The sequence below is a fragment of the Corallococcus sp. bb12-1 genome, from assembly GCF_026626765.1.
GTDB lineage: Bacteria > Myxococcota > Myxococcia > Myxococcales > Myxococcaceae > Corallococcus > Corallococcus terminator.
The window spans coordinates 260,564-273,370 of record NZ_JAPNJZ010000027.1 but is presented as its reverse complement, the minus strand read 5'-3'; the positions used below and the strand labels follow the sequence as shown (position 1 = coordinate 273,370).

At 69.4% G+C, this 12,807-nt stretch carries 12 protein-coding genes; 6 read left to right on the top strand and 6 right to left on the bottom strand.

All coding sequences use genetic code 11. The annotated features are described in order from the left end of the window. Positions 1 to 155: 155 nt before the first annotated feature. Together OV208_RS32150 and OV208_RS32145 are read left to right on the top strand one after the other, a co-directional pair. Positions 156 to 1,598: a sensor histidine kinase gene (locus OV208_RS32150; protein ID WP_267577744.1), complete on the top strand. Its 1,443-nt coding sequence runs from the start codon at positions 156 to 158 to the stop codon at positions 1,596 to 1,598. 80 nt (positions 1,599 to 1,678) lie between these two features. After that, a complete protein-coding gene (locus OV208_RS32145; protein WP_267577743.1) occupies positions 1,679 to 2,353 on the top strand; it encodes a DUF2378 family protein in 675 nt (224 codons plus the stop codon). A gap of 58 nt (positions 2,354 to 2,411) precedes the next feature. Here the strand turns inward: OV208_RS32145 and OV208_RS32140 are convergent, their stop codons facing one another. Beyond that, complete coding sequence (locus OV208_RS32140) at positions 2,412 to 3,089, bottom strand: hypothetical protein (protein WP_267577742.1); 678 nt, start codon at positions 3,087 to 3,089, stop codon at positions 2,412 to 2,414. A gap of 229 nt (positions 3,090 to 3,318) precedes the next feature. On the opposite strand from OV208_RS32140, the gene dgt reads away from it, so the two are divergent. After that, entirely contained in the window at positions 3,319 to 4,761 is a 1,443-nt protein-coding gene (gene dgt, locus OV208_RS32135; RefSeq protein WP_267577741.1) for a dGTP triphosphohydrolase, read from the top strand. Between the two features lie 80 nt (positions 4,762 to 4,841). Further along, on the top strand, positions 4,842 to 5,516 hold the full coding sequence (locus tag OV208_RS32130) for an SOS response-associated peptidase (protein ID WP_267577740.1): 675 nt from the start codon (positions 4,842 to 4,844) through the stop codon (positions 5,514 to 5,516). A gap of 11 nt (positions 5,517 to 5,527) precedes the next feature. Here the strand turns inward: OV208_RS32130 and OV208_RS32125 are convergent, their stop codons facing one another. The 5 genes from OV208_RS32125 to OV208_RS32105 form a co-directional block, all read right to left on the bottom strand. Continuing rightward, on the bottom strand, positions 5,528 to 6,634 hold the full coding sequence (locus tag OV208_RS32125; protein WP_267577739.1) for a sensor histidine kinase: 1,107 nt from the start codon (positions 6,632 to 6,634) through the stop codon (positions 5,528 to 5,530). A 95-nt stretch (positions 6,635 to 6,729) separates the two neighbouring features. Further along, positions 6,730 to 7,122, bottom strand: coding sequence for a DoxX family protein (locus OV208_RS32120; RefSeq protein ID WP_267577738.1), 393 nt, complete (start codon positions 7,120 to 7,122; stop codon positions 6,730 to 6,732). A gap of 66 nt (positions 7,123 to 7,188) precedes the next feature. Next, the gene (locus tag OV208_RS32115; RefSeq protein ID WP_267577737.1) at positions 7,189 to 7,674 is read right to left on the bottom strand and encodes a hypothetical protein; all 486 of its coding nucleotides are present in this window, start codon (positions 7,672 to 7,674) and stop codon (positions 7,189 to 7,191) included. A 10-nt stretch (positions 7,675 to 7,684) separates the two neighbouring features. After that, positions 7,685 to 8,068, bottom strand: coding sequence for a DUF1565 domain-containing protein (locus tag OV208_RS32110; protein ID WP_267577736.1), 384 nt, complete (start codon positions 8,066 to 8,068; stop codon positions 7,685 to 7,687). 79 nt (positions 8,069 to 8,147) lie between these two features. After that, a complete protein-coding gene (locus tag OV208_RS32105; protein WP_267577735.1) occupies positions 8,148 to 8,546 on the bottom strand; it encodes a response regulator in 399 nt (132 codons plus the stop codon). 201 nt (positions 8,547 to 8,747) lie between these two features. On the opposite strand from OV208_RS32105, the gene OV208_RS32100 reads away from it, so the two are divergent. Both OV208_RS32100 and OV208_RS32095 read left to right on the top strand, forming a co-directional pair. After that, complete coding sequence (locus OV208_RS32100) at positions 8,748 to 9,932, top strand: hypothetical protein (RefSeq protein ID WP_267577734.1); 1,185 nt, start codon at positions 8,748 to 8,750, stop codon at positions 9,930 to 9,932. 126 nt (positions 9,933 to 10,058) lie between these two features. Beyond that, positions 10,059 to 12,800 carry a PAS domain-containing hybrid sensor histidine kinase/response regulator gene (locus OV208_RS32095; protein WP_267577733.1) on the top strand — a complete coding sequence of 914 codons (2,742 nt, stop codon included), beginning with the start codon at positions 10,059 to 10,061 and terminating at the stop codon, positions 12,798 to 12,800. Positions 12,801 to 12,807: the final 7 nt, after the last annotated feature.

The following is a 12,807-nucleotide window of genomic DNA, read 5'->3' as shown; positions in this document are numbered from 1 at the left end:
CACCGCCGGGCAGAGGGGGACGGCAGTGTTCATACGCGACCAATCAATGTGCCCTGAAGCAGCATGGTTGATTCATTGGTTTGCGCGTAGTTCATATTTTACAGGATTAATCGCTTCCGCCACCATCATGGTCGGGTGAAGAGATGTCTTTGCACATGTCCGCCTCCTTCCCTCATGTTCCGGCGTATGTCTCTCAATGTCTGGAAGGGCGGGCGGAGGCCCTGCTGGCGCGGCAGTTGCGTGACTCTCGCGGGCGGGTGGACGCGCTGTTCACCTGGCTGATGTTGGGGCAGTGGGCGAGCGCCATCCTGGTGTCGGTGTTCTTCTCGCCCTACGGCTGGGAGGGCCGGGTGCGCGGGGTGCACCTGCACGTGCAGACCGCGGTGCTGCTGGGTGGGGCCTTGAGCCTGTTTCCGGTGCTGCTCACGCGCCTGCGGCCGGGCGAAGCGCTGACGCGTCACGCGGTGGCGCTGAGCCAGATGCTGTGGTCCGCGCTGCTCATCCATCTGACGGGGGGGCGCATCGAAACGCACTTCCACATCTTCGGTTCGCTGGCGGTGCTGTCCTTCTACCGGGACCCGAAGGTGTTGCTCACCGCGAGCGGCGCCATCGTCGTGGACCACTGTTTGCGGGGCGCGCTGTGGCCGGAGTCCATCTATGGGCAGCTCAATCCGGAGTGGTGGCGCTTCCTGGAGCACGCCTTCTGGGTGGCCATCATCGACGCGGTGCTCCTCGTCGCCTGCCGGGACGCGGTGCGCGAGCTTCGTGAGAAGGCCGAACGCCAGGCCCACGCGGAACAGGCGAGCGAGCGGGAGCTGGCGTTGCGCGCGGGCCAGTTGGACGCGGCCGTGCGGGAGGTGCTCGCCTTTCGCGACCACGCGGGCCGGCTGGAGCGGCTTGCGTCGCTGGGGCAGCTCACCGCCAGCGTCAGCCACGAATTGCGCAACCCCCTGGCCGCCGCGCGCACCGCGCACGCGTTCGTCCTGCGCCGCATGCTGAAGACGGACGCGGGCACCACCGACCCTCGCATCCCGCGCTTCCTGGACATCATCGACCGGGAGCTCCAGGCGTGCACGGTCATCATCTCCGACCTGCTGGACTACGCGAAGGGGCGGCCTCCCAGCTTCATGCCATGCCCGCTCAAGCCGCTGGTGGAAGAAGCCATCAGCGTGGTGCCGGTGCGCGAGGGCGTGCGCGTGAACAACCAGGTGCCGGACGGACTGCCGGTGCCCCACCTGGATCGCGAACAGTTCCGGCAGGTGCTGGTCAACCTCATCCAGAACGCGGTGGAGGCCATTGCTCCGGAGCGCACGGGTGAGGTGTGTGTCCATGCCGACCAGTCAGTGGACGGCGGCTGGAGCCTGCGCGTGACGGACGACGGGCCGGGCATCCCCGCGCCGCTGCTGGAGCGCATCTTCGAGCCCATGTTCACCACGAAGCTGCGTGGCACCGGCCTGGGGCTCGCCATCGTGAAGAGCCTGGTGCAGGGGCATGGCGCCCGCATCCAGGCTGAGAGCGACTTCGGTCACGGCTCCCGCTTCACCGTCCTGTTTCCCGACGCGCGCGTGCCGGATGTCGCGGTGCCGGTGCATCCGTAGTCGCACCCGCGGGACGCACCCGGGACGTTGCCTTCATTCAGTGTGGCGCGCAGCTCCACGTACGTGGTCAGGGAGGTGGCATGCAGGCACAGGCGAAGCCGTCGAGGGAGACCGGTCAGGTGGATGCGGACTGGGCGGTCCGACGCATGGCGGCCACGGAGCAGGACACCGCGCGCGGTATGTTCTTCCTGGGGGTGTTGGAGACGGTGCGCAGCGGCATGGGTGACGACGCGGTGGTGACCTGCCGTGCCGCGACGGAGGAGCGCCGGTTCGTGGGCTTCTTCAACTACCCGGTGTCCAGCTTCTTGAAGATGGCGCAGGTGGCGTCGCGCGTGCTGGCGCCCCGGTGGGGTGGGGCGGACGAAGCGCTGCGGCAGATGGGAATGCAGGCCACGCGCAGCTTCCTGGAGTCCGCGGTGGGGCGCACCTTCCTGCTGCTGGCCGCGGGCGACACGCGCAAGCTCGTGGCCAACCTGCCCTCCGGCTACCAGATGGCGGTGAGCTACGGGGACCGCTCCGTGGAGTGGAAGGGGGAGTCAGAGGCGCTGTTCGTCATGCGGCGCGACTTCATGCCGGCGCCCTACCATGAGGGCGTGCTGCGCGAGGTGCTCTCCATGGTGGGCGCCCGCAACCCGCGCATCCAGGGCCGCAAGCTGGGCCTGCTGGACACCGAGTACCACATCACCTGGGAGGCGCCGATCTCGGTGCGGCCGTCAACGTCGGCCCCGACCTCGCCGTGGCGGGTGTTCCAGTAGCGCTTCGTACGGGCCGGGGGCCGGAAGACGCGCGCGCGCGTTCCGGCCCTGGCCTGTGTCAGAAGGCGATGCCCGTCTGGATGAGCGGCGTGAAGCTGAAGCCGCTGTCGCCCGGCGTGCCGGTGATGAAGAAGGGCAGGTCCAGCTCCACGAACCACTTCAGGCGTTCGGTGATGGGGAAGCCCTTGTTGATGATGGGCACGAGGCCCAGGTTGAACGGCACGCCTTCGCCCACCTGCACGGCGGTGCGCAGCCCTCCGGAGAAGCTGCCGAAGTCGTAGACGACGCCCGGGTCCACCACGATGCTGGTGCTGGCGCGCGCGGGCGTCCCGTTGTCGGAGTACTGCCAGCGGCTGAAGGCGATGAACTCGAAGTCCACGGCCCACTTCTCGTTGAGCTTCACCGTGATGCCCGGCGCGATGCCTATCTGGAAGAAGTCCGCGAAGATGCCCGTGGTGCCTTCGTCGGTGAAGCTCACCAGCGGCACCGCGAGCCCCCAGTGCCCGCCAATCTTGGGCCAGGACGCGTCGTCGCCCGAACCGCCCGTGCCCTCTTCCTTCTTTTCATGGTGCCGGGCGTGGTGCTTTGCGTGATGGCTGTCGAGCAGCCGGACGCCGGGGCGCTCTTCCGGATCCGTCTCCGCATCCGCCTTCGCCACCTGGGGCGTCACGGCCGCCAGCAGGGCGACGAATCCCCCCAGCCCGAGCTTCCCCCTCCACCTGTCACCACACCCCATGTCGGTTCCCCCTCATGTCAGGCCGTGCGGGCGTCGTCCCCGCACGGCATCGCGGCTGCATGGACGGTGGGGGGCGTGGGAACTCACGCCAACCCTGACCGGACCCGGGGGCCGGCACGCGTCGGTTTGTGGATGGGATGAAGGAGGTGCGGGCGCCCGGCGCGGGAACTTGCGCGGACGGTGTGGGGGAGCACGATGGCGGCGCTTTCCCGCACCGTGAGGCCCCTTCGTGAGCAGCCGCAGCGACAGTCAGGACCGGACAGAACGTTGGCGGCGGTTCCTGTCGGACACCCGCGTGGGGTCGGAGCCTCGCGCCACGCCTCGCGAGGAGCGCGCGGCGGATCCGCAGTTGGACGAGCGCACCGACTACAACCGGGACTACGACCGCATCGTCTTCTCCAGCGAGTTCCGCTGCCTGCATGACAAGACGCAGGTGTTTCCGCTGTCGACGAGCGACTACACGCGCACGCGCCTCACGCACAGCATCGAGGCGTCGTGTGTCGGGCGCTCGCTGGGGCATCAGGCCGGACTGAAGCTGCTGGCCCAGGGGGTGAAGCTGGCGCCCTCGGACCTGGGCACCATCGTGGCGGCGGCGTGCCTGGCGCACGACATCGGCAATCCGCCCTTCGGTCACTCGGGGGAGGATGCCATCCAGCACTGGGTGGAGCAGCGGCTGTCTCCGCCCGGTGAAGGCAAGAAGAGCCCCTTCGCGACGGAAGCGGAATGGAAGGACCTGCGCGACTTCGAAGGCAACGCGCAGGGCTTCCGCATCCTCAACCGGCTCCAGTCGCGCGAGCGTCGGGGCGGGCTGCGCTACACGGCCGCCACGCTGGGCGCGATGAGCAAGTACCCGCGCCCGTCGGTGCTGCCGGGCTCGCGCCCGAAGGTGAAGGGCCGCGTGTCGGAGAAGAAGTTCGGTTACTTCCAGGACGACGTCGCTCTGGCGCTGGAGGCCTACCGCGCCACGGGCTTGCAAGAGCGTGAGACGGGCGTCTTCTCCCGCCACCCGCTGGCCTTCCTCGTCGAGGCGGCGGACGACATCTGCTACGCGGTCATCGACCTGGAGGACTCCGCGAAGCTGGGACTGGTCCCCATGCTGCGCGCCTGTGAATTGCTGGAGGCGGTGCTGCCGGAGCCCGGACGCCGCAAGCCGCCCCGCCACCTGGAGACGCGCATGGCGCAGGCGCGCGCGGTGGCCATCGGCAAGCTCATCCCGCAGTGTGTCGGGGCCTTCATGGATCAGGTGCACGCGCTGGAGGAGGGGACGGCGGAGACGTCACTCACGTCCCTGCGTCCCGACGTGGAGTCGGCGCTGGACGCCATCACCGACTTCACCAGCGAGTTCGGCTACCGCAGCGAGCGCGTGCTCCAGATTGAGAGCGCGGGCTTCAAGACGCTGGGCGGCCTGCTGGACATGTTCGCCACGGCGGTGGTGACGGACGCGCCCAACCGCGAGGAGAAGAAGCTGCGGCAGTTGATGCCGATGGAGTGCTTCCAGCGTCCGGAGTTCGCGGCCGCGGACGAGGAGCAGCCACCGAAGCGCGACGAGGCCATCCTGCGCCTCACCCCGTACCAGCGGCTGCTGTGCGTGACGGACTACATCTCCGGCCTGTCGGACAGCCGCGCGGTGGAGCTCTTCCAGCGCCTGTCCGGCATCAAGCTGCCTACGTAGTCGGGGCTGCTCCGCCGGTCGCCCCCCGGGCAGTCGCCGGGAACGTGCGAGCCCGTCCTCCGGGCGCTACGCTTGGCGCCATGTGTGGCCGAGTCACCGTCCGGACCTCTCCCGCCCAGCTCGTCGCCGAGCTGGAGCTCGCGGGCGCGCGCGCGACGCTGGAGCGCGAGCGTTTCAACCTGTGTCCCACGCAGTTGCTGCCCGTGGTGCCGAACGACGGCTCGCGGCTGTTGGACGTGTTCCGCTGGGGGCTCATCCCCTCGTGGGCGAAGGACGCGTCCATCGGGAACAAGCTCATCAACGCGCGCGGTGAGACGGTGGCGGAGAAGCCCAGCTTCCGCTCGGCGCTGAAGCGACGCCGGTGCCTGGTGGTGGTGGACGGCTGGTACGAATGGAAGCAGACCACGAAGCCCAAGACGCCGTACCTCTTCCACCGCCGCGACGGAAAGCCGCTGGCGCTGGCGGGCCTCTGGGAGGAGTGGACGGCGCCGGACACGGGCGAGGTGCTGCGCACGTGCACCATCATCACCACCGGCCCCAACGCGCTGATGGCACCCATCCATGACCGGATGCCCGTCATCCTGTCGCAGGAGGCCCAGGCCGTGTGGCTGCGCCCGGAGCCGCAGGAGGCCGCGGACCTGCTGCCGCTCCTCGTCCCCGCGCAGGACGCGGCCCTGGAGGCCTATGAAGTGGCGCGCGTGGTGAACTCGCCCGCCAACGACGGGCCGGAGTGCGTGGAGCGCGTGGCGGCCTGAGACAGGTGTCTCTAGTGCGTTGAGGCAGAAGCCCCTGGAAGCGTGAACGCGAAGGTGCTGCCGTGGCCGGGCTGACTTTCGGCCCAGATCCGTCCACCGTGCGCTTCCACGATGCCTCGGGAGATGTAGAGCCCGAGCCCCGATCCCCTCCGGTCTTCGCCGCGGGCCTGCCAGAACCGCTCGAATACCTGCTCCAGTTGGTGGCTCGGGATTCCGGCGCCGGTGTCCTTCACCGAGAAGCGGATGTACTGGCCCACCGGCTCCACCTGAAGCGAAATCCTGCCGCCTGCCGCGGTGAACTTGAGGGCATTGGACAGCAGGTTGGCGAGCACCTGGAGGATGCGCTCCGGGTCGAACTTCGCCATCAGCGTGTCCCCGCGAATCTCCACGTCGAGCATGAGGTCCTGCGCGGAGGCCTGGGCCTGGAACGCGTCGACGGATTCCCTCAAGAGCGGGGTCGCGTCTTGCAACTCCGGGGTGATCCGGAGCCTGCCCGCTTCGATGCTGGCCACATCCACCAGGTCCCCAATCAGCCGGTTCATCCTCGCGGTGAAGCGCTGGATCTTCTCAGCGGCCTGGGCCGTCCTCTGGCCTGCCTCGTCGTCGGAGGCATGCCGCTTGAGCAGGGTCGACTGCAAGGCGATGCCCCCGAGGAGCGTGCGCAGGTCGTGGCTGACCATGCCCAGGAACTCATCGCGCGTCGCCAACCCCGTGTCGGCGTGAGCCCGCTCGCCCAGCAGCCGCGTGTCGGTTTCGATTCGCTCCAGGTGGAGGAGCGCGGACAAGGCGCGCATCCGCTCCTCGCGTTCATCTCTCAGCTCGGCATCCGCGGTCGCACGCTCTCCCCGTAAGGTCGCGTCCTCGTCCTTCCGCTCCTGGAGGACAGTGGCGTTCGCCGCGGGCGCCTCATGCCGCGCCAGGCGTGCATCCGCGCTGTCCCGGGCCGCGCGCAGGGCCTCATCCGCCTGGCCCCGGGCTTTATCGATGGCGGCATCCGAACCCTCCTCGAGCGCGGTCTGCCTCCTGGCGTATTCGCGATCAGACTTCTCCCGCTCCACGCGCAGGCCATCATCCGTGTGCTTGCGCTCGGGTTGCGGTTTCAGGTTCTTGTTTGTCATGCATCCGTCCTCATGAGGCGCCATCTACAAGGATACGTAGCGATTCAGGAACGGCCTGCCTGGATGCCTGCTCCCTCCCGTGGGGGTGGCCTGACTCAAGCCTTCTTGCGGCGCAGCAGCGCGTCCAGGCTGAACGGACCGCCGCCGATGAGGAGCGCCGCGACCATCACCGTCAGGAAGAGGATGGACATCTCCATCTTCCCGAACGGATCCGCGCGGTGCCGGAAGAGGGCCACCAGCATGGTGAACCCGGCGAACAGCGCCGCGGGCCGGGTCAACAACCCCAGCGCCACGGCGATGCCGCCCAGGAACTCCGCGAGCGCCGCGCACCAGGCGAAGAACATCGGTGCGGGGAAGCCAATCTTCGCCACCCCTTCAGCGAAGCCGGAGATGTCCCCCGTCACCTTGCCCAGGCCATGTCCGAAGGCCAGCGTCAGCCCGAACACCACCCGCACCAATGTCCAACCCACCGCGCCGCGCCCCGTCATGATCCGTGTCCTCTCAAGGACGCTTCTTGATGACGCATCCTGGCACGGGCCCTGTCCGGGGGGGCCCTATTGCGGCGCTCCCGCGTAGAGCTTGATGCCCTCGTCCGTCCAGCCGCTGGCCACGAGCGACGCCCGCTCCGTCTGCGAGGTCGTGAAGGTGTGTCGGGACGCGGCCGCGCGCACCAGCCGGTACACCGGCACCAGGCAGGGACCGGACGCGGTGGCCGCGTGGAACCCGATGCCCTCGTCCTGCGTGTAGCCATAGCTGGACTGCGCGCTCTGCTTCTCCGCCGCGTCAATGGTCCAGAAATGCTCCAGCACCGTCGGGCTGTAGAGCCGGTACACCGGCGACAGCCCCGTCGCGGCGGTGGTGGACGCCAGGGTCAGCACATTCGTCGCGGCGTCGTAGAGGTACTGCCCGCTGGAGAGCGGCGCGCCCGGCGCCACCCGTCTCAGCGGAATGCCCGCGCGCGTGACGGCGAACGGCGTCTCCGAACCGTAATCGCGCACGGCCTGTCCCAGGAGCACCGTGTCCGCGCAGTCCGCCTCCACCGGCGTGGGATCAAACCCGGTGAGCGTCTTCAGTGTAGGGCCCGCTGCCGCTGAACCCCGTCACCTCCACGCTGCCCCGCAGCGACACGACGTCGCTCTTGTAGCGCTGCACCGTGACGCGGGCCCGGCTCACCGTGAGCTCGCCCTCGCGGTAGGTGCCCGCCTTGAGCACCACCGTCCACGTCGTCGCGTCCGCGGGCTTCGCGTTGACGACCTGGAGCGCCCGGCCCAACGTCTGGTACGGCTGCGCCTCCGTGCCCGTGCCGGTGGAGTCGTTGCCACCCGGCGCCACGAAGATGGCGTTGGCGGCCGGTGGCTCGTACCAGGCCGTGGGCACCGGGGGCCGTGAATACACGTGCGCCACCAGGGGCTGATTGGCCGTGGCGAGATCCATCCCCTCTGTCTCATCCCCCAACTCAGCAGGTGTGAGACACGCGGGGAGCAACGGGAGGAGGCCGAGCAGCGCCAGTGTCCTAGTTTGGCTTGGAATTCTCGTCTTCGTTCGGAAGCGGACAATACGGTGCTACAGCTTCCAGCAGTACCTCCATGTGCAGGGGCTTCTGCAGCAGGCCCACCGCGCCCGCCATCAGCTCCGTGGTGAAGCTGGCGGTGAGCACGAAGACGGGCAGTCCGCAGAGGGTCGCATCATCGTGCACCCGTCGCAGGAAGCCGTAGCCGTCCATCACCGGCATCATCAGGTCCAGCAGGACGATGCACGGCTTGCGACAGGAGGCCAGCGCTACCAACCCCTCCTCGCCGTTGGTGGCCGTCAGGACGGAATAGCCTTCGAGTTCGAGGTAGCGGGCCAGCACTTCCAGCTCCGGCTCGTCGTCGATGATGAGAATGAGGGGCGTGGCGTTCGCGTGGGACACGACTCTCTCTTCCGTGGGGTCAATTGAAAGCTAGGTCGCCCGACCGCCGCACCGCCCAGGGACGGCCGCTCATTCCGGGTCGCCTGCGAGGATGGAAGACAGCAGGGGAGGGGGTTGCTTGGCCGGCTGCCCTGAAGGGGTGGCGCTTCGCGGCGGGCGACTTGCTGGGTGCTCCTGGGGAAGGCCCCTAGACTTCCGGGAATGACGTCCTCAGGCAGGGCTCCCCGGTTCCGCGCGCTGCGCATCGCCGGGGTGTGTTTCGCGGTGTTCCTCGGGCTGGCGGGGCTGGCCTTCGTAGCGGCGGACTCCTGGTTCCGCGGCAAGTACGAGCCCGCGTTGGAACAGCAGCGGGCGGAGCTCACCGCGAACGTGGATGACTACTGCGCGCAGGAGGCGGCACTGGGGGCGGACCCCTGGTTCCACGAAGCGCGCACGGAAGGCAACGCGGGCCCCCTGCTCAACGCGTGGCTGCCCTGGCCGCCCGGGCACAAGGACGTGCCTCCCGGCTCGCCGCTCGCCCTGCCCGAAGCCCTGCGGGAGGACGCCGTGGATTTGAAGCAGGGCAAGTGGCTCACCGCGAACATCGACGTGTCCGGGCTGGATTACGGGTGGATGGCGCGACTGCTGGCCTATGACCGCTGGGACCTGCTCCAGGACAGTCCGCTGGGGAAGGGGCCGCGCATCAACTGGGCCGCCGGCGACATGCCCGACTACATCCTCCTCACCCGCTGGGCGAAGCTCCGGCTGCGGAACGGCCTGGTGACGGGCCACCCGGTGGAGGCCGCCCAGGAGGTGCGCCACCTCGCGTGGTTGAGCCTGAGCACGGAGACGGCCCTGGGCGGCGTCATCGCCGCCAACCTGCTCGAGTTCGAGCGCATGGCCCATGACTCCCTGGCCTCCCCGCCCGCGGACTGGACGCCCATGTCCGCCGAGCAGACGGACCGCCTGTCCGCGCTGGCGGTGACGGGGCTGGTCTTCTCCTCGCTGGCCTCGCCCCCGGACGTGGCCCGCAAGGCGCGCCACTGCGCGACCGCGACCAGCCGCTGCCTCGCCCTGACGGAGGCGGCCTTCTTCGCCAGCATGCTGGAGCCCTTCGCGAAGCATCCCTTCCAGGCCGCCTACGCCGCGCTCGACCAGGACCTCGCGGACCTCGCCTGTCCTACCGCGACCGCACGTGGGGTGAGGGCAAGGGGGCTCAACCTGCTGGATGCGGACTCCGGAATGATGACCGCCGAGCAGGCCCTGTGGATCCAACGCGCCCCCGGGCACTGGCTGACCTCCCGCATCGCCAGCGTCGTCGTCGCCATGCCGGTGGGGAATCTCCAGCCGCTGCGCGACTTCCACACGAAATACCCGTCCACCCCGCAGGCGGAGCAAGCGCCCTAACCCCCTGAACCCCCGTGCTCGCGGGACAACAGAAGCATCCCGGCGCCTGCCCACCTCCACGGTTTTCATGGTTGGCGTGGAACTGGCGCCTCGACTGACCTACAGTTCTTGAACGGAGGGGGAAGGTTGCCCGAACTGCCACCCAGCGCGTATCCGGCCTTGTTCGAGCACATGCGCGACGGTGCGCTCGTGCTCGACCCGACCCTGCGGGTCGTGGCCGTGAACCGCGCCGCGGAGGGCCTCCTGGGTCCCCGCGACGTGCTGGTGGGCATGCCCGTGGACCGCGTGCTGCCGGGCTGGACGCCGCCGGAGATCCCGGAAGGCGGAGGCCCTCCCGTGGAGAGGGATTGGCAGGCGGGCCCGGCGCACACCGTGCGGGTGCTGGCCCTGCCGCAGCCGGGTGACGGCGGCTGGGTGCTGATGTTGAGGGGCCCGGATGGCACGCAGGCGGCGGAGTCCATCCTCCGGCAGCAGAAGGAGTTCTTCGAGGCGGTGGTGGACCACAGTCCGGTGGCCATCGTGACCATCAGCCGCGCCTTCGAAGTGCTCACCTGGAACCCCGCGGCGGAGCGGCTGTTCGGCTACACGCATGAGGAGGCGATGGGCCGCAACATCCTCAAGCTCGTGGCCAACGTGGACGACATCCGTCCGGAGGCCGAGGAGACGTCGCGCGAGGTGCTGCGCATGGACCGCGTGCACGTCGTGACGAAGCGCGTGCGCAAGGACGGCACGGTGGTGGACGTGGAGCTGCGCGCCCTGCCGGTGATGGTGGCCGGCCAGTCGCTGGGCTTCATCGCCATCTACCACGACGTCACCGACCTCCAGCGGGCGCGCCAGGCCGCCGAGGACGCCAACCAGGCCAAGAGCCTGTTCCTGGCCACGGTGAGCCACGAAATCCGCACGCCGATGAACGCCATCATCGGCATGGCGGGGCTCTTGATGGACACGGCGCTGACGCCCGAGCAGCGCGACTTCGCGTCCACCATCCGCCAGAGCGGCGACGCGCTGTTGGGGCTGCTCAACGACATGCTGGACTTCTCCAAGATCGAAGCAGGCCGGGTCGAACTGGAGGAGAAGCCCTTCAACCTGCGCCAGTGCGTGGAGTCCGTGATGGACCTGCTGGCGGTGCGCGCCAGCGAGAAGTCCCTGGACCTGGGCTACCACGTCAGCAACGAGACGCCGGTCAACGTGGTGGGTGACTCCGCGCGGCTCAGGCAGGTGCTGCTCAACCTCGTGGGCAACGCGGTGAAGTTCACCGAGCGCGGCGGCGTGTCCATCTCCGTGGACGCGCCCCGGCCGCCCCTGGCCCCGGGCGCGTCGTTCGAACTGCACTTCGCGGTGCAGGACACCGGCCTGGGCATCGCCGAGTCCGCGCGCGGGGGGCTGTTCCAGCCCTTCAACCAGTTGAACGAATCGGTGTCCCGGCGCTTCGGCGGCACGGGCCTGGGGCTCGCCATCTGCAAGCGGCTGGTGGAGGCGATGGGCGGGCGGTTGTGGATGGAGAGCGAGGGCGTGCCCGGTAGGGGCGCCACGTTCCACTTTACCTTCCAGGCGCGCGAGGCCCCGCGCAGCGGCAATGCCCTGCGCCCGGATCCGCTGAAGCTCCAGGGCCGGCGCGTGCTGGTGGTGGACGACAACGCCATCAACCGCAAGCTGCTGGGCCGTCAGCTCTCCGCGTGGGGAATGGACATCGTGGAGGTGGGCTCCGGGGCGGAAGCGCTCACGCGCCTGGAGTCGGGGGCCCGGTTCGACCTGGCCATCCTGGACCACCGCATGCCGCTGATGGACGGCCCGACGCTGGCGGGGCTCATCCGTCATCAGCGCGACGCGCGCGAGCTGCCGCTGCTGCTGCTCACGTCGTTCGACCAGCGCGACGCGCAGCCTCCGGGCATGTTCACCGCCGTGCTGCCCCGGCCGGTGAAGGCGTCGCAGTTGCACGACGCGCTGATGACGTGTCTGGCGCAGGACCTCATCTCCGCGAAGCTGGTGCCGCCAGTGCCCGCGCTCGCCACCCGGGAGCGCTCGGTGTTCAACGCGCGCCCCGGCGACCAGATGTCCTTGCGCATCCTGCTGGTGGAGGACAACCCCACCAACCAGAAGCTGGCGCTGCTCGTGTTGGACCGGCTGGGCTACCCGGCGGACACGGCGTCCAACGGCCGCGAGGGCCTGCACGCCCTGGCGCGCACGCGCTACGACGTCGTGCTGATGGACGTGCAGATGCCGGAGATGGACGGCCTGGAGACCACGCGCCATTTGCGCACGGAGGTGCCGGTCAGCGAGCAGCCCTGGGTCATCGCGATGACGGCCAACGCGATGACGGCGGACCGGCGGGAATGCCTGGACGCGGGCATGGACGACTTCCTCAGCAAGCCCATCCGCGTGGAGGAGCTCATCGCCGCGCTGCGCCGCGCCTGGGAGCGCCTGCCGCGCGAGCCCGGAGCCGCGACCTCCACCCACGCGCGCGTCACGGAAGTGCCCCGCGTGGGCACGCCGCGCATCCGGGGGTTGGAGGCCTCCGCGCTCGAGCGGCTGTGGCAGTCGTTGGACGGACAGGTGGAGCGGATGCTCCCGGAGCTCATCGACACGGCGCTGGAGAGCATGCCCCGGCTGATGGATGACGCGCGCACGGCGCTGGCCCAGGGGGAGATGGAGAACCTGGCCCGCGCGGCCCACACGCTCAAGTCCAACGCGGCCTACTTCGGGGCGGCCACCCTGGAGTCGCTGTGCTGGGACATCGAGCAGCGCGCGGACGCCCGGGTGGTGGAAGGCCTGGAGCCGCTGGTGGCCCACTGCGCGGATGCGCTGGAGGAGTGCCGCCGGCTCCTGGAGCAGCTCCGGGGCACGGTGACGTCCCGGGCCACCGGCTGACCTGCCG